The sequence below is a fragment of the Flavobacterium franklandianum genome, from assembly GCF_007097365.1.
Lineage (GTDB): Bacteria > Bacteroidota > Bacteroidia > Flavobacteriales > Flavobacteriaceae > Flavobacterium > Flavobacterium franklandianum.
In genome coordinates this window covers 386,491-404,592 of the sequence record NZ_VJZR01000001.1, presented here as the reverse complement: position 1 = coordinate 404,592, position 18,102 = coordinate 386,491, and the positions used below count along the sequence as shown (strand labels likewise).

The 18,102-nt window shown below is 33.2% G+C and carries 21 protein-coding genes and 1 tRNA gene; 15 read left to right on the top strand and 7 right to left on the bottom strand.

From position 1 onward, the window contains the following. Nucleotides 1-39: 39 nt before the first annotated feature. Entirely contained in the window at nt 40-570 is a 531-nt protein-coding gene (locus tag FNW17_RS01825) for a DUF3575 domain-containing protein (protein ID WP_143391564.1), read from the bottom strand. Nucleotides 571-905: 335 nt separating this feature from the next. On the opposite strand from FNW17_RS01825, the gene FNW17_RS16450 reads away from it, so the two are divergent. The 4 genes from FNW17_RS16450 (at nt 906) to FNW17_RS01800 (ending at nt 5,217) form a co-directional block, all read left to right on the top strand. Then, nucleotides 906-1,907 (top strand): LytR/AlgR family response regulator transcription factor, encoded by a 1,002-nt coding sequence (locus FNW17_RS16450; protein ID WP_235893005.1) that lies wholly within the window; start codon nt 906-908, stop codon nt 1,905-1,907. A gap of 182 nt (nt 1,908-2,089) precedes the next feature. Then, nucleotides 2,090-2,368, top strand: coding sequence for a 3-oxoacyl-ACP reductase (locus tag FNW17_RS01810; protein ID WP_143391563.1), 279 nt, complete (start codon nt 2,090-2,092; stop codon nt 2,366-2,368). Nucleotides 2,369-2,483: 115 nt separating this feature from the next. Further along, nucleotides 2,484-4,505: an ATP-binding protein gene (locus FNW17_RS01805; protein WP_143391562.1), complete on the top strand. Its 2,022-nt coding sequence runs from the start codon at nt 2,484-2,486 to the stop codon at nt 4,503-4,505. Nucleotides 4,506-4,518: 13 nt separating this feature from the next. After that, a complete protein-coding gene (locus FNW17_RS01800) occupies nt 4,519-5,217 on the top strand; it encodes a response regulator (RefSeq protein WP_143391561.1) in 699 nt (232 codons plus the stop codon). Between the two features lie 52 nt (nt 5,218-5,269). Here FNW17_RS01800 and thiL read toward each other — a convergent pair whose 3' ends face one another. The 3 genes from thiL to lepA form a co-directional block, all read right to left on the bottom strand. Next, nucleotides 5,270-6,319 carry a thiamine-phosphate kinase gene (gene thiL / locus FNW17_RS01795; protein ID WP_144070795.1) on the bottom strand — a complete coding sequence of 350 codons (1,050 nt, stop codon included), beginning with the start codon at nt 6,317-6,319 and terminating at the stop codon, nt 5,270-5,272. A gap of 169 nt (nt 6,320-6,488) precedes the next feature. Continuing rightward, on the bottom strand, nt 6,489-6,623 hold the full coding sequence (locus FNW17_RS16620) for a hypothetical protein (protein WP_262710824.1): 135 nt from the start codon (nt 6,621-6,623) through the stop codon (nt 6,489-6,491). A 203-nt stretch (nt 6,624-6,826) separates the two neighbouring features. Continuing rightward, nucleotides 6,827-8,623: a translation elongation factor 4 gene (gene lepA / locus FNW17_RS01790; protein ID WP_143391560.1), complete on the bottom strand. Its 1,797-nt coding sequence runs from the start codon at nt 8,621-8,623 to the stop codon at nt 6,827-6,829. A gap of 453 nt (nt 8,624-9,076) precedes the next feature. On the opposite strand from lepA, the gene dusB reads away from it, so the two are divergent. From dusB to FNW17_RS16755, 3 genes are all read left to right on the top strand, one after another. After that, the gene (gene dusB, locus FNW17_RS01785; RefSeq protein WP_143391559.1) at nt 9,077-10,069 is read left to right on the top strand and encodes a tRNA dihydrouridine synthase DusB; all 993 of its coding nucleotides are present in this window, start codon (nt 9,077-9,079) and stop codon (nt 10,067-10,069) included. Between the two features lie 64 nt (nt 10,070-10,133). Beyond that, nucleotides 10,134-10,367: a hypothetical protein gene (locus FNW17_RS01780; protein WP_143391558.1), complete on the top strand. Its 234-nt coding sequence runs from the start codon at nt 10,134-10,136 to the stop codon at nt 10,365-10,367. Nucleotides 10,368-10,395: 28 nt separating this feature from the next. After that, on the top strand, nt 10,396-10,659 hold the full coding sequence (locus tag FNW17_RS16755) for a type II toxin-antitoxin system RelE/ParE family toxin (protein ID WP_143391598.1): 264 nt from the start codon (nt 10,396-10,398) through the stop codon (nt 10,657-10,659). Between the two features lies 1 nt (nt 10,660). Here FNW17_RS16755 and FNW17_RS01770 read toward each other — a convergent pair whose 3' ends face one another. Together FNW17_RS01770 and rbfA are read right to left on the bottom strand one after the other, a co-directional pair. Continuing rightward, nucleotides 10,661-11,860 carry an ABC transporter permease gene (locus FNW17_RS01770; protein WP_143391557.1) on the bottom strand — a complete coding sequence of 400 codons (1,200 nt, stop codon included), beginning with the start codon at nt 11,858-11,860 and terminating at the stop codon, nt 10,661-10,663. Between the two features lie 3 nt (nt 11,861-11,863). After that, a complete protein-coding gene (rbfA, locus tag FNW17_RS01765) occupies nt 11,864-12,256 on the bottom strand; it encodes a 30S ribosome-binding factor RbfA (RefSeq protein WP_143391556.1) in 393 nt (130 codons plus the stop codon). 126 nt (nt 12,257-12,382) lie between these two features. Between rbfA and mce the strand changes: the two genes are divergently transcribed. From mce to FNW17_RS01750, 3 genes are all read left to right on the top strand, one after another. After that, nucleotides 12,383-12,784, top strand: coding sequence for a methylmalonyl-CoA epimerase (gene mce / locus FNW17_RS01760; RefSeq protein ID WP_144070741.1), 402 nt, complete (start codon nt 12,383-12,385; stop codon nt 12,782-12,784). Between the two features lie 145 nt (nt 12,785-12,929). After that, nucleotides 12,930-13,003 (top strand) — tRNA-Ile (locus tag FNW17_RS01755). Between the two features lie 586 nt (nt 13,004-13,589). Further along, complete coding sequence (locus FNW17_RS01750) at nt 13,590-13,811, top strand: hypothetical protein (RefSeq protein WP_144070740.1); 222 nt, start codon at nt 13,590-13,592, stop codon at nt 13,809-13,811. Nucleotides 13,812-13,827: 16 nt separating this feature from the next. Here the strand turns inward: FNW17_RS01750 and FNW17_RS01745 are convergent, their stop codons facing one another. Next, nucleotides 13,828-14,430, bottom strand: coding sequence for a riboflavin synthase (locus FNW17_RS01745; RefSeq protein ID WP_144070739.1), 603 nt, complete (start codon nt 14,428-14,430; stop codon nt 13,828-13,830). A gap of 58 nt (nt 14,431-14,488) precedes the next feature. Between FNW17_RS01745 and pdxA the strand changes: the two genes are divergently transcribed. From pdxA to accB, 5 genes are all read left to right on the top strand, one after another. Continuing rightward, a complete protein-coding gene (gene pdxA / locus FNW17_RS01740; protein WP_144070738.1) occupies nt 14,489-15,532 on the top strand; it encodes a 4-hydroxythreonine-4-phosphate dehydrogenase PdxA in 1,044 nt (347 codons plus the stop codon). Between the two features lie 90 nt (nt 15,533-15,622). Continuing rightward, complete coding sequence (locus tag FNW17_RS01735) at nt 15,623-16,174, top strand: YceD family protein (protein ID WP_144070737.1); 552 nt, start codon at nt 15,623-15,625, stop codon at nt 16,172-16,174. Nucleotides 16,175-16,183: 9 nt separating this feature from the next. After that, nucleotides 16,184-16,378: a 50S ribosomal protein L32 gene (gene rpmF, locus FNW17_RS01730; protein WP_007137315.1), complete on the top strand. Its 195-nt coding sequence runs from the start codon at nt 16,184-16,186 to the stop codon at nt 16,376-16,378. 175 nt (nt 16,379-16,553) lie between these two features. Continuing rightward, entirely contained in the window at nt 16,554-17,552 is a 999-nt protein-coding gene (locus FNW17_RS01725) for a beta-ketoacyl-ACP synthase III (RefSeq protein WP_143390145.1), read from the top strand. A gap of 23 nt (nt 17,553-17,575) precedes the next feature. Continuing rightward, nucleotides 17,576-18,046 carry an acetyl-CoA carboxylase biotin carboxyl carrier protein gene (accB, locus tag FNW17_RS01720; RefSeq protein ID WP_143390144.1) on the top strand — a complete coding sequence of 157 codons (471 nt, stop codon included), beginning with the start codon at nt 17,576-17,578 and terminating at the stop codon, nt 18,044-18,046. Nucleotides 18,047-18,102: the final 56 nt, after the last annotated feature.

The window sequence follows — 18,102 nt, the reverse complement described above, 5'->3', positions numbered from 1 at the left end:
AAAAGGCTTCTCGAATTGAGAAGCCTTTTTTTGTATGTTTTAAAATCTGTATCCTAATGTTATTCCTCCACGTCCAACAACTTCTGGACTGTTGTTACTAAATAGATTGCGGCCAATACCAGCATTTATTTCAAAAACAAAACCTCTTTTGTGTACCCATTTAGATCCCAAACCAAACCCTAATGCAAAATCCGTGTATTTTTCACCCTCAACATTATAGCTTGTATTGGTATTGTAATCATAATAAGAATAGCTTCCATTTTTTCCGGTATTAATCATACTGAATCCTTCAACGAAAAATCCGGCAGCTGGTTTTTTTCCAAAATAAGCACGATAGAATGGGGTTAGACTGAAACTAGTGTCAAAATCTTCTTCACTGACAAAAAATAGAGATACTCCTAATCCTGAATTTTCGTTAGGTAGTCGTTCATAGGTAACTTCTACTGCACCTAAAACCAAAAACAAAGCATTCCCTTTAATCTCGTTTCTTTTAAAATCAGTTAGTTTATCATCTTGGCTGTAACCAAGAGTAAAAATGGATATGCATAATAACACAAATAATTTTTTCATGGGTTGAATTTTTTATTTCAAATGTATAAATAATTTCTGATACAACGAAAAGTTGAAAAAGAAATAAATAGCAAACAAAAATCCTTATTTGTTGCAGTTTATCGGATTTATCTGCACTTCATTTTAATGTATTAACATTTGTTCCTAAAATATTAACAACATAAATGAAAAATGCAGTAAATGTTTATTTTTAGCTTGTTAAATAGGTTTTTTTTAATAAAAAAAGAATGTTTTTATTTAAATAGTTTCCCCAAACTACCTTTATTACTTAATACTTTGAAGTATTTTACTTTGAACGTCTAATGTTATGCCTAACAAAATAGGACAAAACATTGATGAATTTTCCGTACATTATCATTGACGACGATCAAGAGAGTGTTTTGAAAACTAAAGCTATTGCTGATGGTTTTTCGGAGCTTGTCTTTGTAGCTTCGGCTAATAACTATGCGGATGGCTTAAATTTAATTCTCGAACATTCACCAAAATTAATTTTTCTCGAAATTGACCCAGCCGACACAACGAGCAATTTGTCATTGGCACTCATCAATGAATTGTATCGCTTTCTAAAAGTAATTCCCAAAATAATCATTACTACCGGCAAAAAAGATTTGGCCTTTGAAGCCATACAATATGAAGTTACTGATTATATGATTAAACCGTTGCGACGAATTGATTTTATAAAATCGATTCTTAAAATAAAAAAAGCAATTGAAGAAGATGAAGTTTCTATTACTCAAAATCAACTTATAAAAACGCCTCAGGAGCTCAAAGTAGAACAATCAAAATCTACTGATGATTTTCAAGAATCTATAGAAGAAAAAATTCTAGTTCTAAATAAAAACACCCAAGACCCTATAGTAAAAGAACCTAAAGCTACTTCTGAAGATACAACCGAAGAAGATATCCTAGCTCTTGATGAAATTTCAGCGTTTTCAGAAGAACAAATTCCAGAGGTATATTTACAACAATCAAATCCAAATATTGAACAACCTCTAATATTATGCATTAAATCTTATGGGGATTATCGATACATTGATACCAATGATATTTGCTTTTTCCAGGCCGATAATAATTCGACCGATATACATTTAAACAATGGTGAAATGGTTACGGCTTTCAAAACATTAAAGCATTTTGAAGGCGTTTTGCCTTATCCTTTTGCCAGAATTCATAACAGTTATATTGTCAACCGCAATTATATTTCCAGAATTCACACCGGAAATGCAGTCTGTTATATTAAAAATACCACTACAAAACTTCCGTTTTCCAAGTCTTATAAGGAAAATGTAGATTTAATTATCTCTGAATTTGCCAATGGCAATTATCTAGAGATATAAGAAAAATTCATCTACCCTAATTTGACGGTCATTCACTATCAAATGGGTACATTCTACCACAAACCCCCATTTTTACTACAAATTTCGAAATAGACAATGTAGTTTTACACCGTGATGTAGTGCTATCAACTGTTCACAACAAATAACGTAAAAACGAAATAACAATATAAAAACCCCCCATTATGAAAAAATCAATTTTAGCAATCGGATTATTATCACTAGTAATGATATTAACTTCTTTCACTACACCTGAAAGTAAAGTAAATGTAATAAACAATACAACTGTTGAAGCTGCTGGACAAGGAGCTACAGGAAGAAATGTAAGATTAGATGCTGCTGGACAAGGTGCTACAGGAGGAAATGTAAGATTGGATGCTGCTGGACAAGGTGCTACAGGAGGAAATGTAAGATTAGATGCTGCTGGACAAGGCGCTACAGGAGGAAATGTAAGGTTGGATTGATACATTCTTTCATTAAAATTTTATAATAAATATTATTAGGCTATCAAAATTTGATAGCCTTTTTTTATGTCAATAGGTTTATTTTACTATTTTTGAGGAAATTCAAGAAAATCTATTGAAAAAAATATTCTACATATTGCTGTTGCTGATTGCCTTCTTTGCTTGTACCAAAAAGAATTCTCAAAATCAAATCATCGTTACTGAAGATGACAGTCTTACAGCCTATTTATCAAAGGCCAATGATTTTAGTTCTACTACCATAAAAAGGGAGAAATATATTCAAAAGGCATTTGCTATCATTATCAATCAGGAAAATGATTCTTTGCAAAGGGCTAATCTGTTTCGTGTTGCCAATCGCTATTACAATTTGAACGATTGGAATAAATATCGCGAAATAACCAATATTGTTTTAGAAAAAGCCAAAATTAGCAAAGACACCCTGAGTATTGCCAAAGCCTATTCCTATTTGGGAGATTTTTATGGTTCACAATCTTTGCCAGACAGTGCTTTTTTTAACTATTTCAAAGCCGAAAAGATACATCTTCAACAAAATGACAATATTAGTCTTGCCAGAGCCAGGCTAAATAAGGCAAATTTGCAATATAACGAAAGTGATTTTTCTGGGAGTGAAATTTCTGTTATTAAGGCTTTAAATGCATTGAAAAGTGTAAAATCTAGTGACATGTATTTTGAATCCTACAACCTTTTAGGATTAATATATAATGAGCTAGGTGATTATGGTAAAGCAATTGATTATCATAATAAAGCATTAAAAAGTATAGATGAAGTAACAATACCAGTCGAGTTTCAATCAAAACCAACATCAATGAATAATTTAGGATTGGTTTATCAGAATTTAAATAAAGACAAACTAGCAATACCATATTTTCTTGAAGGGCTAAAACAAAAAAAAGATTTAATATTATATAAGCCTTTTGTGTATGCACTTTTGTTAGACAATTTAGGGTATTCTAGATTCAAAATAAAGGAATCCATAGGGTTACCTGCATTGTTTTATGAATCCTTTAAGATAAGAGATAGTTTAAAGTTGACGATAGGAGTTATTGTTAGCCAAATCCATTTATCAGAATATTATGCTTCCAAAGGCGATAAAATAAAAGCCTTGCAATACTCAAATGAAGCTTTACAAACGGCTCAAAATTCTAAAAACAATAGAAATCTTTTATTACCTCTGAAACAATTAGCAATTATAGAGCCAACAAAAGCAGCCGAGTACAACAAAGAATACATCCACATTAACGATAGTTTGCAAAAAGCAGACCGGAATATCGCAGAAAAATTCTCTCGTATTGAGTATGAAACGGATGAAATCAAACAAGAAAACACCAATCTAACGGTTCAAAACAGGAATCTTGTCTATATTTTTGGGTCTATTTTGATTTTAGGGTTGTTTTTGTATATCATCAAAGCGCAAAAGGCTAAAAACAGGGAATTGTTATACAAACAAGAGCAACAAAAGGCCAATGAGGAAATCTACAATTTAATGATTTCACAACAAAGCAATGTAGAAACCATTAGAGTAATAGAGAAAAAACGAGTGGCTCAAGAATTGCACGACGGTGTATTGGGCAGAATGTTTGGTGTACGAATGAATTTAGACAGCTTAAATAATTTTAATGACGAACTTGCCTCCAAGCAGAGAAACAGTTATATCGTCGAATTGAAAAATATTGAGCAAGATATTCGTGAAATTTCACATGATTTGAGTAGGGAAAAATCAGAATTAATTAATAACTTCGTCGCCATTGTGGACAACCTTTTTGAAGAGCAGAAAAAGACGTTTAATTCAAAATTGGTTTCTTCTATTGATTCAAGCATTAAATGGGACTTAATGACTAATGCGGTTAAAATAAATTTGTACAGAGTTGTTCAGGAGTCCCTTCAAAACATCAATAAATATGCAAATGCCAAAACCATTAAAGTTGAATTCAAAAAAGGGATAGACAATTTATTATTACAAATTAGTGATGACGGTGTTGGGTTTAATGTAAAAAAAGCAAAAAAAGGAATTGGTTTGCTAAATATGCTTTCTAGAATTGACGAATGCAATGGAGTTTTTGAAATACAATCAAGAAAAGGAGAAGGAACAATAATTAAAGTTACAATACCAATTTAAAAAATTATAAGAAATGACATTTGAATCAACAACAACCGAAATAACAATTAAGAATAATATATTAATTGTAGATGACCACCCTTTTATAATTCAAGGTTATAAAAATGCCATCACTAGGTACAATCCAAAACAATTTGAGTTTTTTATTACCGAAGCAAAAGATTGTGAATCAGGATATAATGTGATTACAAACCCTGCGACTTCTCCTTTTGACGTTGCTTTTTTAGACATTAGCATGCCATCTTATGACGAGAAAGGAATTTTTTCAGGTGAAGATTTAGCAATATTGTTGAATGAATACATGCCAAATTGCAAAATCATTTTGCTTACCATGTATACTGAATTGTTAAAAATCAGAACTATAATCGATGCAATAAACCCATTAGGGCTTGTTATAAAAAACGATTTAACATTCGACGAGTTACTTTTTGGCTTTAATAAAGTCATAAACAATGAGACCTATTACAGCCAATCTATTCAAAAAATGTTAGATCAGTCAGAAATGGAAACGATTGAGATTGACCTTTTTGACAAACAAATTCTTTTTCACATCTCAAAAGGAACAAGGACAAAAGACATTCCACAATATGTTCCCATTTCTTTAAGTGCTATCGAAAAAAGAAAAATGAATTTAAAAAAAATACTAAATATAAATGACCAAACCGATATTGAATTAGTTAGAGTAGCTAAAAATAGAGGATTGTTGTTTTAATTTAAAATTAAACATATGAAAAACGGCACTTAAAATGCCGTTTTTTTTGTTTTTATTCTTCGCTCAAAGCGTTCCATCCACGAGCTTTCAGCGGAATTCGAGTATTAGCGCGAGTCACCAAATGTATTCCTTCACTTTCTTGAGTCATATGTCCAATAATTGTAAAGTTTGGATTTCCTTTTATCTTTTCAAAATCTTCCATTTTAATAGTGAAAAGCAATTCATAATCTTCACCCCCATTTATAGCTACTGTTGTAGCGTCCAGGTCAAACTCTTCACAAACATTCATAAACTGTGGATCAAGAGGAAGTTTGTCTTCATACAAATTACAACCCACTTTAGATTGTTTGCAAATGTGCATAATTTCAGATGACAATCCATCCGAAATATCAATCATTGCTGTTGGTTTTATTTCTAATGCATGCAACAAAGTACGAACGTCTTTTCGAGCTTCTGGTTTTAGTTGACGTTCTATTAAATATGTATAGGCATCTAAATCAGGCTGCGAATTAGGGTTTACTTGGAATACCTGTTTCTCTCTTTCAAGAACTTGCAATCCCATATAAGCCGCACCAATATCGCCAGTTACCACCAACAAATCGGTTTCGCCAGCACCATTTCTATATACAATTTCATTCTCTTCGGCTTCGCCAATAACGGTAATGCTAATAATCATTCCTTTTTGTGAAGAAGTGGTATCGCCACCAATAACGTCAACCTTATATTCATTTGCAGCAAGCGTAATCCCGTCGAACAATTCTTCCAAAGCTTCTAATGGAAACCGATTAGAAACCGCTATCGTAACTAAAATTTGAGTTGCTTTAGCATTCATCGCACAAATATCCGAAACATTGACTACTACTGCTTTGTAACCCAAATGGCGCAAAGGCATGTAACCCAAATCAAAATGGACTCCTTCGACCAAAATATCGGTCGAAACCACTACTTTTTTGTCTTTGAAATCAAGAACCGCGGCGTCATCACCAATCCCTTTTAAAGTAGAAGCTTGGTTAATTTCAAAACTTTTGGTCAGGTGGTCTACAAGGCCAAATTCGCCTAATTGAGCAATACTGGTTCTTTGTGGGGATTTATCTTCGATCATAATTATAGTGAGGAACGAAGCAATCTTCATTCACTTTTTTTTAAGTTTAATTTTTTGTGATGCAAAGGTACAAATAAGAGAAGTCTTTTTGTCAAATAATAAATTTGACAATTTTAGAAACCAAAAATTCAATTAATTATTCTATTATTATAGATTTACTCCATTTGCTTTAAAGCGTTTTAGAAACTTCATCCCAATCTAAAAGTCTTTCGGGATTTGCTTTTGCGTTTGCCATTCTATCTAAAACAATTCGTCGATGTTCAACAGTAATTTCCATATCTTCATTCCAAATCGCATCATTCAATTTTCAATCGGTCTTTAGGCAAAAGTTGTTTCAGGCTTCAATTAATTGACTGACAATCAAATCGATATTTAATTTTATAGTTTCCAAAAAAACAAAGTTAGTGAGAACAAATTCCCACAAACAAAAAAGCTGACAATTTTCATCATCAGTTTTCTATTTATTTCAACAAAGTCCTTCGCTTTGGGAAGGATTTAGGATGGGACTTAATCGTTCAATTTCAAAACAGCCATAAACGCTTCTTGTGGAATCTCAACGTTTCCAACCAGTCTCATACGTTTTTTACCTTTTTTCTGTTTTTCCAATAATTTACGTTTACGCGAAATATCTCCACCATAACATTTGGCGGTAACATCTTTACGTAAGGCTTTTATCGTTTCTCGGGCAATGATTTTAGCACCAATTGCTGCCTGAATCGGAATGTCAAATTGTTGTCTCGGAATCAATTCACGCAATTTCTCGCACATTTTTTTTCCAATATTGTAGGCATTGCTTTCGTGAATTAAAGCCGAAAGGGCATCAACAGATTGTGCATTTAATAGCACATCCAAACGAACTAATTTAGAAGTTCGCATCCCAATAGGCGAATAATCAAAAGAGGCATATCCTTTAGAAACCGTTTTCAATCGGTCGTAAAAATCAAAAACTATTTCCGCCAAAGGCATATCAAAATTCAATTCTACTCTTTCCGTAGTCAAATACGTTTGATTGGTTATCACGCCACGTTTTTCAATACACAAACTCATTACGTTACCCACAAAATCCGATTTAGTGATAATGGTAGCTTTGATGTAAGGTTCTTCTACTCTATCTAAACGCGACGGTTCTGGTAAATCTGAAGGATTATTAACTACAAAAGGAGTTTCGGGATCTTTTTTGGTGTAAGCCAAGTACGAAACGTTGGGGACTGTAGTAATTACTGTCATATCGAACTCTCGTTCCAATCGTTCTTGAATGATTTCCATATGCAACATTCCTAAGAATCCGCAACGGAAACCAAAACCTAAAGCCGCCGAACTTTCGGGTAAAAACACTAACGAAGCATCGTTCAATTGTAGTTTTTCCATTGAGTTTCTGAGTTCTTCATAATCTTCGGTGTCTACTGGATAAATCCCAGCAAAAACCATAGGTTTTACATCTTCGAAACCTTTAATCATATTCGTGGTCGGTGTCTTTGCATCTGTCAAAGTATCGCCCACTTTTACTTCTTTAGCCTCTTTAATTCCTGAAATTAAATACCCAACGTCGCCAGCAGAAATTACATTTTTAGGAACTTGGTTCAATTTCAAAGTGCCAATTTCGTCAGCAAAATATTCATTTCCGGTGGCCATAAATTTAATTTTCTGACCTTTCTTGATTTGCCCGTTTTTTACACGGAAAATAACCTCAATCCCACGGAACGAATTGTAATGTGAGTCAAAAATCAAGGCTTGCAACGGTTCGTCAATATTTCCTTTTGGTGGTGGAATTTTCTCGATAATGGCGGCTAAAATATCTTCTACACCAAAACCAGTTTTTCCCGAAGCGTGAATAATATCCTCCAGTTTACACCCTAATAAGTCAATAATATCATCGCTAACTTCCTCTGGATTGGCACTTGGCAAATCCACTTTATTCAAAACTGGAATAATTTCCAAGTCATTTTCCAATGCCAAATACAAATTCGAAATCGTTTGTGCCTGAATACTTTGTGCTGCATCCACAATCAAAAGTGCGCCTTCACAAGCCGCAATCGAACGGGAAACCTCATACGAAAAATCCACGTGTCCCGGCGTATCAATCAAATTCAGGATATAATCCTCGCCTTTGTAGGTGTATTCCATCTGAATGGCGTGGCTTTTTATGGTAATCCCACGTTCGCGTTCCAAGTCCATATTGTCTAGCAATTGAGCCTTTTCTTCACGAGCCGTAACGGTTTGAGTTGCCCCTAATAATCGGTCTGCAAGCGTACTTTTACCGTGATCAATGTGTGCAATAATGCAAAAATTTCTTATGTGTTTCATTCTCTGTTTATGTCGATTTATGTCCAACTGAGCGCAGTCGAAGTTTGGGCGTAACCACAAGGGTCGGGCTTTTCGTTACAAGTCCTCGCAAAGTTCCGCTATCGCTGCACTTTGCTGTGGGCTTTCCTCTGCAATCCCTCACGCGCACGCAATTAATCTGCAAATATAGTTTAAATTCAACAGTTTCAAAGTCCTTACAATCACAAACTATTTGGTTTAAGATTCAGAACAAACGGATTAGCTATAAAATAGCCACAGATTCACAGATTTCAACACCAAAACAATTTAAAATCAATTTCTTTCAACACCGAGTTAGATTTTAAAATCATAAAAATCAGCTTTTCAATAAACCTATCTGTGAATCTGTGGCAAAATAATACCTCTCTGTTTTTCTTTATTCTTTTATCTTTTTTCTATTCTCTTAAATCATCTATCTTTGCAAAAAAATTACCCTTGATAAAAATTGGCAACATAGAACTTCCTGATTTTCCGCTACTTCTCGCGCCTATGGAAGACGTGAGCGATCCACCATTTCGTAGATTGTGCAAAATGCACGGAGCCGATATGATGTATTCCGAATTTATTTCCTCCGAAGGATTAATTCGCGATGCCATCAAAAGCCGAATGAAATTGGATATTTTCGATTACGAAAGACCTGTTGGAATCCAGATTTTTGGAGGAGACGAAGAAGCAATGGCGCTTTCTTCCAAAATTGTTTCTACCGTAAACCCAGATATAATTGATATAAATTTTGGCTGTCCCGTAAAGAAAGTAGTTTGCAAAGGAGCCGGAGCCGGAGTTCTAAAAGATGTCGATTTGATGATTCGCTTAACCCAAGCCGTTATCGATAGCACGCATTTGCCAGTTACAGTAAAAACCCGTTTGGGTTGGGACGATAATTCCATCAATATTGATGAGGTTGCCGAGCGTTTGCAGGACATTGGAGTGGCTGCTTTAAGCATTCACGCCAGAACTCGCGCCCAAATGTACAAAGGTCATTCGGATTGGTCACATATTGCCAGAGTGAAAAACAACCCTAGAATCACAATGCCGATTTTCGGAAATGGAGACATTGATTCTCCCGAAAAAGCATTGCAGTATAAAAATGAATATGGTATCGATGGCATTATGATTGGTCGGGCCGCCATTGGTTATCCTTGGATTTTCGATGAAATTAAACATTACTTCAAAACGGGTGAACATTTAGCAAAACCAACAGTTAGCAATAGAGTTGAAGCAGTTCGAAACCATCTAACCTGGGCAATGGAATGGAAAGGCGAAAGACTCGGAATTGTAGAAACCCGTCCGCATTATACCAATTATTTCAAAGGGATTCATTCGTTTAAACCTTTCAAACAACAATTGGTTACTTTAGATCGTCCCGAAGAATTATTTGCTGTTTTGAATGAAATCGAAGAGGCTTATGCTGGTTATGAAGTGGTGTGAAAATAAAGAATCTGAATTATTGTTCTCAAATTTTCGCTATATTTGTTTCTAAATATAATTCATTATGAGTGTTCAAACTGAAAAATCTCTTTTAATTGATTTACTTCAAAACATCAATGACATTTCTATTATTCAGAAAGTGAAGAATTTTGTTTTGCACGAAATTGAACCTGAATCCTTATCCGAAAATCAAAAAAAAGAACTGGATATAAGAATATTGGAACACCAAGAAAACCCTAAATCTGGTGTTGATCCGTTAGAATTCTTAGATTCCCTAAAATCTAAATATGAGTTATAACAAACTCAATTTATAAACTAATACAGCAATTGAAATTGAAAATACAATTGCCCAATATGCTTTAATCAATATTAATTTAGCCAAAAGAATAGAGAAAGAAATACGATTAGGTTTTAGAACTATTGCTAAAAATCCTGAAAGTTTCCAATGTCGACATTTTAAAATTAGAATATTTTGGTTAAATAAATTTCCTTATGGTTTGTATTATATTTGGGAAAACAATGAAGTGTTTATTGTAGCATTTTGGCATTCAAAAGAAGATATTCCTAACAAGCTTCCTCGGATTTCGTAAACTAATCCAACAACTTCTTACTCACGCGACTGCTTGCAATCATCGAAGCAATAAAACCAAGTGTGACAATAGTTGCGAAAACAATCAACACATTTTCTAAAGAAAAAACAACGGGATAAGCCAGAGTAGGCGTAATCATTACCAATTCAAAATGTTGTTGTAATAACACAATCGCAATTCCTAAAGTCAAACCAATTATTCCGCCAAAAACGCTCAATAAGGTGCCTTGCAAAAGGAATATTTTACGCAAATCCTTGATTTCGGTTCCTAGGTTTAATAAGGTTTTCAGGTTTGCTTTCTTGTCGAGAATCATCATAATTAATGCGCCAATCAGGTTGAAAAGGGCTATTACAATCACCAAAGTGAATATCAAATAAACCGCAAGATTTTCGGTATTCAACATTTTATACAAGGATTCGTTGAGTTGCGCTCTGTTTTTTACGGTGATTTTATTATTGAAAATCGTTTGAAGTTTACTGATGATGGCATTTTCATCGGCCTCTTTCTTCATTTTGATCTCAATTCCCGAAATTTGGTTGGGTTTATATTCTAATAATTCCTGAGCAAGACCTAAATCGGCAAAAACATATTTAGAATCCAAGTCTTCGCTAATAGCATAAATCCCTACTGGGATTAGAGTCATTTTATTGAAAGCTTCTTCGGGATTTTCGATGTTACCTTTTCCTGGTTTTGGAGCTAAAACTTCCAAATAATGATTGAAATCCAGTAAACCCATTGAAAATTTTTGTGCAATTCCATAGCCAATTACCACTTGGTAAGTGTCTTTTTTCAGCCAATCTCCGTTGTAAATGGTTTTTTTAATTGCATTTACTTTGTTAAAATTTTCGTCAACACCTTTCAAATAAGTCACTTCTTGTTTTCCATCAAAAGTGAATAAAACCCGTTCCTCTATTATTTTGCTGTAAGAAACGATGTCTTCAATTTGATCCATTTGGCTTTCTTGTGAAGGAGAAACTAAAAATGATTTCCCTAAAGTGCTGCTTATTTTTAAATCTGGGTCAATATCATTCGAGAAGGAAAGACTAAAAACTTTCAACCCACTAAAAACGGATAAAACCACAAACAAAGCCATCGCGCCAACAATGATTCCCATACTGGCAATGCGATTGATGATATTGATAGCATTGTTTTTGCTGCTGCTAAAAATATATCGTTTGGCTATGTAAAGAGGGAAATTCAATTTTTATTGAAATCTACGTTTGTCTAAAAGATCACGGTTTTCGATAGGATTTTCTTTACTTGACAAAGCATTGTCAATTTTTTCAATATAATCTAATGAGTCATCTATAAAGAAAACTAAATTGGGAACTTTTCGCAACTGCAAGCGTACTCTTTGCGATAAATCGTGTTTGATTAATTTAGAATTTGTTTTTATTGCTACTAAGGTTTCTTGGGCTTTCTCTTGTGGAAAAATGCTTAAATGCACCGTAGCCACTGATAAATCTGTAGTTACGATAACTTTGGATACCGAAATTATTAAATTTGAAACTCCGTTTTTTCTCACTTCACCTTGTAGAATATCAACCAAATCTTTTTGGATAACTCCACCTATTTTTTTCTGTCTATTTGTTTCCATTGTGCAAAAATACTAATTTTTTGAGAGACACCGTTATAAAGTGGCAAAGTCATAAAGGTTTTAGCTTTAATTTTTTTTTAAACAGTAAATTTTCCTTACTTTTAAAGATGAGAAATTCAGAAGACTATGAAAAAAATTGAACATATAGGAATTGCCGTTTCTAATTTAGAAAATGCTTCAATAATTTACGAAAAACTCTTTGGCGCATCAGCATATAAAGAGGAAGAAGTGGAATCTGAAGGTGTGAAAACAGCTTTTTTTAGGAGTGGTCCAAACAAAATAGAACTTCTGGAGGCTTCTAATCCCGAAAGTCCTATTGCAAAATTTATTGCTAAAAAGGGAGAAGGAATTCATCATATCGCTTTTGAAGTTGATGATATTGTTACTGAAATTGCCCGTTTGAAAAAGGAAGGTTTTGTTGTTTTAAATGAAATTCCAAAAAAAGGAGCTGATAATAAATGGGTTGTTTTCTTGCATCCAAAAAGCACCAATGGTGTTTTGATAGAATTATGTCAAGAGATTCGGTGAATTTTTTAAAAGAAAACATCGCTCAAGGTTTCTAATAATCAGTTGGTTCTATTTTAAATTTTAAATAAATATTGCGCGTTGAAAAATCTATTCAAAAATAGTTGTAATAAATATAAAATAGTAGTAATTTCGCAACCGCATAAAAGGTCCTATAGCTCATTCGGTTAGAGCAACTGACTCATAATCAGTAGGTGCTTGGTTCGATTCCAAGTGGGACCACAATAATAAGCAAAAGGCTTTACAGAAATGTAAAGCCTTTTGCTTTTTCTACAGGTTAAACAAATCAATATTTACTATAAATATGTTCAAATGATTTTTATTTTAAGCTGGATAAAAAAGCAACAATATTAAAATACATAGAAGATATATTTTTATTGATGGAGTTCAGGAAATAAACTAAGAAAAATCATTTTCTAAATAGACTATTATTAATAGTTTTAAAGCTTCAGCTTTATTCCAGTTGATGCTCGGCCAACATACATCTAAGTACTTGCATACTAGTATAAATTTTCATATTATTGCATTCGAAACATTTTTTGTCCAAGTAGACCTGTTTGTAAGTTAGTAAATTGAAATGCTAGTAGGAACAAAACAAACCTTCCAGAATCGATAACTATGTAAGTTTTATTTTATTTATAAGATAAATTTTTGCGTTTTATCGTTAAAAAAAACGCTTTCATCGACGTGTCTATTGTTTTTGTTATTAAATAAAAATAACTTTGTAAACACTATTTTATAAAATTCTGAGCTATATAATTGGTATGATATCTGCTTATTTAAAAAAGTGTTTTATTTTTTAATAAATATGAAAATTATTGCAAACAAGTTTTTCATTTTAATAATATACCTTTTAGGTATATCTACTGCGTTTGCAGCACCGCATCCACCGCCGCCAAATGGCAAAAGACCACCACCTCCACCGGGTTTGGACATAGATGAAAATATCCTATTTTTATTGTTTATTGCAGTACTTTTTGGAATTTACATTATTTACAAACACAACATAAAAATAAAAACTCCAACTTAATTGGAGTTTTTATTTTTTAATCTATTCCTACCTGTTTATTAGAATATAATTTTGAAATATATTTGCCAATTAAGTCGAATTCAAGATTTACTTTTGTGCCAATTTCAAAGGATTTAAAATTAGTGTTTTCAAAAGTATACGGAATAATGGCAACGCTGAACTCGTTTTTTCTTGAATCAACAACTGTCAAACTCACACCATTTACAGTAATGGAACCTTTCTCAATAGTTATATTGCCAATAGTTTCGTCATATTTAAAAGTATAATACCAACTTCCGTTTGTTTCATTGGCAACAATACAAGTAGCTATTTGATCTACGTGGCCTTGTACAATATGACCATCAAGTCGATCACCTAATTTCATGGCTCTTTCTAGATTGATGATGTCTCCAACTTTTAAATCGGATAAATTTGTTTTTTTTATAGTTTCGCCGATGGCGGTTACAGTATAAAAGTTTTTGTCGATCGAAACCACCGTCATGCAGATTCCGTTATGAGCAACACTTTGGTCTATCTTGAGTTCGTCTGTAATTAAGGATTCAACGGTAATATGAACGTTGTCCTTGTCTTTTTTTATTTCTTGGACCGTGCCAAGTGATTCTATTATTCCTGTAAACATTTCTTATTTTAATTTACTAAATTTGCACTTCAAAATTAGCAATAAATAACGTGATGTCATGATAAAAAAAGCAGAAAATATAATCGTCGGAATTTCAATTGGAGATTTAAACGGTATTGGAAGCGAAGTTCTTTTAAAAACATTTGAAGATTCTCGAATGTTAGAATTATGTACACCCGTAATTTTCGCCAATGTAAAAACGCTCTCGTTTGTAAAAAAAAGCTACGAATTGACAGCTATTCTACACGGGATTGATAGATTAGATCAAATAGTTTTGGGAAAAATCAATGTTTTGAATGTTTGGCAAGAAGGTGTAGAAATAAATTATGGGATAAATGATGAAAAAATTGGAAAATATGCCATAAGATCTTTTGTTGCAGCTACTAAAGCTTTAAGGGAAGGCAATATAGATGTATTAGTGACGGCTCCAATAAATAAATTCAACATTCAATCAGAGGATTTTAAATTCCCAGGACATACCGATTATTTAGACCAAGAACTAGAGGGCAATGCTTTAATGCTGATGGTTCAGGAAAATTTAAGAGTAGGATTATTAACAGACCACATTCCTTTGAATGAAGTTGCATCACATCTTACTGAAGAATTGATTATCAAAAAAATAGAAACAGTTAAGCAAACTATTATTCAAGATTTCAGCATTAATAAGCCTAAAATTGCAGTATTGGGATTGAATCCACATTGTGGCGATGGTGGAGTTATTGGAAAAGAAGACGATGCGATATTAAAACCAACATTAAAAAAACTATTTGAAAAAGGAACATTAGTTTTTGGTCCTTTTGCCGCAGATGGTTTTTTTGGAAGCAATCAATATGATAAGTACGATGCTGTTATTGCTGTGTATCACGATCAAGGATTGATCCCCTTCAAAACATTATCATTTGGAAAAGGAGTAAATTATACGGCAGGCCTAAATAAAATTAGAACATCACCAGATCACGGAACCGCATATGACATCGCTGGAAAAGGAATTGCTGATTTTAATTCCTTCAAAGAAGCGGTTTATTTGGCAATTGACGTCTATAATTCCAGAAATCAATATGCAGAAATCAGCCAAAGACCGCTAAAAACAAAAGAAAAATAGATATTAACAAAAAAAGGCAAATAAGATTATTAGATTTCCAATAATTTTATATCTTTGCACTCCCGAAGTTTAGGGCAAATTGTTGTTGAAATGAACAAGACGAAAGAATATTTAATTCCTTTTATAGGATTAAAGCCAGGGAAACATCATTTTGAATATCAGATAAGTAATGCGTTCTTTGAAATCTTTGACTATCTCGAATTTAATAATTCAGACATCAAAGTAAATGTAGTTTTAGAGAAAAAAAGCACCATAATGGAGTTGTCTTTCAAACATAAGGGAACAGTTAATGTGCCTTGTGACATGACAAACGAAGAGTTTGATTTGCCAATAAAAGGGAAAATGAAATTAATTGTGCGTTTTGGAGAAGTTTTTAATAATGACAACGAGGAGTTGCTTATTTTGCAACATGGAGAGTTTCAAATCGATATTTCACAATATATATATGAAATGATAGCACTTTCAGTTCCTCTAAAACGAATTCATCCAGGCATTAAAGACGGAAGTTTAAAGACCGAAGCTTTGACAAAACTGAAAGAATTGACCATAAAAGAACTAAAAAAAGATCATAAAAAAGAAGAAAAAGAAGAAAATATTGACCCGCGTTGGGACAAATTAAAGCAACTATTAACGGATAAATAATATAGTAAAATGGCACATCCTAAGAGAAAAATCTCCAAAACAAGAAGAGATAAAAGAAGAACACATTACAAAGCTACTGTAGCACAAATCGCTACTTGCCCAATTACAGGTGAAGCGCATTTATACCACAGAGCCTACTGGCACGAAGGTAAAATGTATTACAGAGGACAAGTTGTTATAGATAAATCTGTAGCGGTTGCTTAATATAATTTTGTAAACGATATTTGAACTCTCACTATGTGAGAGTTTTTTTGTTGTTTATAATTTCTGTTAAATAAGAACTATTAAAAGAATAAGGATTAAAAAAAAAATTGTAATTTTCGACTCCTTTAGAATTTTTTTTTAAATTATAGCATTTGGCTAGAAAAAATAGAATACGATGAACAAAATCACAGCCGCAATCACAGCTGTTGGAGCCTATGTTCCAGACTACGTGCTTACAAACAAAATTCTGGAAACATTAGTGGACACAAATGATGAGTGGATTACTTCACGAACTGGAATAAAAGAAAGAAGAATTTTAAAAGACGAAACTAAAGGAACTTCTTTTTTAGCTATTAATGCAGCACTTGACTTAATAAAAAAAGCAAATATCGACCCTTTAGAAATAGATTTAATACTAATGGCAACCGCAACAGCAGATATGCCAGTTGCCTCTACAGGAGCTTATGTCGCAACCGAAATCGGAGCTACAAACGCGTTTTCTTATGACTTACAATCAGCTTGTTCTAGTTTTTTGTTCGGAATGTCAACAGCCGCAGCCTACATAGAATCCGGAAGATATAAAAAAGTATTATTGATAGGTGCCGACAAAATGTCCTCCATAGTTGATTATACCGACAGAACAACCTGTATTATTTTTGGAGATGGAGCTGGAGCAGTTTTATTCGAACCAAATTACGAAGGATTAGGTTTACAAGACGAATACCTAAGGACAGATGGAGACGGAAGAGATTTCTTAAAAATGACAGCCGGAGGCTCACTTTTGCCAGCCTCAGAAAAAACTGTTGTTGATAATCTGCATAATATTATCCAAGACGGAAAATCAGTTTTTAAATACGCTGTTACTTATATGGCCGATGCTTGTGAGATGATTATGAAGAGAAATAATTTGACACATGATGACATTGCTTGGTTAGTTCCTCATCAGGCAAATAAAAGAATCATTGATGCAACCGCCAATAGAATGGATTTAGAAGATTCAAAAGTATTAATGAACATAGAAAGATACGGAAACACCACTTCCGCAACTCTTCCTTTGGTTCTTAGTGATTTTGAACATTTATTTAAAAAAGGAGATACCATTATATTTGCCGCTTTTGGAGGAGGATTTTCTTGGGGATCTATTTATCTAAAATGGGCTTACGACAAAAATTAAAATTAAATTAAAAACAAGTAATTATGGATTTAAAAGAAATTCAAAATCTAATCAAATTTGTAGCAAATTCAGGAGTTGCCGAAGTTAAATTAGAGATGGATGATGTGAAAATCACCATTAGAACTACACTAGAAGGGAATGTATCCGAAGCCACTTATGTACAAATGCCAGCTCAACCAGCTATTCTGCCAACTGCCATTCCGCAACAAATTTCACCAGCTCCAGCAGTAGCTCCAATAGTGGAAAACACTAATTATATCACTATTAAATCTCCTATGATAGGTACTTTTTACAGAAAACCATCACCAGACAAACCGTTGTTCGTTGAAGTAGGTAGTACTGTTGCAAAAGGAAATGTACTTTGTGTTATTGAAGCTATGAAATTATTTAATGAAATAGAATCAGAAGTTTCTGGAAAAATCGTTAAGATTTTAGTGGACGATATGTCTCCAGTTGAATACGATCAACCTTTATTTTTAGTAGATCCATCATAAAAAAAGTTAGAAGTTAGAAGTTAAAAGTCAGAAGTTTTATGCTTAGCTTCATAATT

What these genes read in the sequence shown, in the direction of transcription:
- FNW17_RS01825 (WP_143391564.1), bottom strand. Translation starts at nt 570, where the DNA reads ATGAAAAAATTATTTGTGTTATTATGCATATCCATTTTTACTCTTGGT.
- FNW17_RS16450 (WP_235893005.1), top strand. Translation starts at nt 906, where the DNA reads ATGAATTTTCCGTACATTATCATTGACGACGATCAAGAGAGTGTTTTG.
- FNW17_RS01810 (WP_143391563.1), top strand. Translation starts at nt 2,090, where the DNA reads ATGAAAAAATCAATTTTAGCAATCGGATTATTATCACTAGTAATGATA.
- FNW17_RS01800 (WP_143391561.1), top strand. Translation starts at nt 4,519, where the DNA reads ATGACATTTGAATCAACAACAACCGAAATAACAATTAAGAATAATATA.
- thiL (WP_144070795.1), bottom strand. Translation starts at nt 6,319, where the DNA reads ATGATCGAAGATAAATCCCCACAAAGAACCAGTATTGCTCAATTAGGC.
- lepA (WP_143391560.1), bottom strand. Translation starts at nt 8,623, where the DNA reads ATGAAACACATAAGAAATTTTTGCATTATTGCACACATTGATCACGGT.
- FNW17_RS01780 (WP_143391558.1), top strand. Translation starts at nt 10,134, where the DNA reads ATGAGTGTTCAAACTGAAAAATCTCTTTTAATTGATTTACTTCAAAAC.
- rbfA (WP_143391556.1), bottom strand. Translation starts at nt 12,256, where the DNA reads ATGGAAACAAATAGACAGAAAAAAATAGGTGGAGTTATCCAAAAAGAT.
- mce (WP_144070741.1), top strand. Translation starts at nt 12,383, where the DNA reads ATGAAAAAAATTGAACATATAGGAATTGCCGTTTCTAATTTAGAAAAT.
- FNW17_RS01750 (WP_144070740.1), top strand. Translation starts at nt 13,590, where the DNA reads ATGAAAATTATTGCAAACAAGTTTTTCATTTTAATAATATACCTTTTA.
- FNW17_RS01745 (WP_144070739.1), bottom strand. Translation starts at nt 14,430, where the DNA reads ATGTTTACAGGAATAATAGAATCACTTGGCACGGTCCAAGAAATAAAA.
- pdxA (WP_144070738.1), top strand. Translation starts at nt 14,489, where the DNA reads ATGATAAAAAAAGCAGAAAATATAATCGTCGGAATTTCAATTGGAGAT.
- FNW17_RS01735 (WP_144070737.1), top strand. Translation starts at nt 15,623, where the DNA reads ATGAACAAGACGAAAGAATATTTAATTCCTTTTATAGGATTAAAGCCA.
- rpmF (WP_007137315.1), top strand. Translation starts at nt 16,184, where the DNA reads ATGGCACATCCTAAGAGAAAAATCTCCAAAACAAGAAGAGATAAAAGA.
- FNW17_RS01725 (WP_143390145.1), top strand. Translation starts at nt 16,554, where the DNA reads ATGAACAAAATCACAGCCGCAATCACAGCTGTTGGAGCCTATGTTCCA.
- accB (WP_143390144.1), top strand. Translation starts at nt 17,576, where the DNA reads ATGGATTTAAAAGAAATTCAAAATCTAATCAAATTTGTAGCAAATTCA.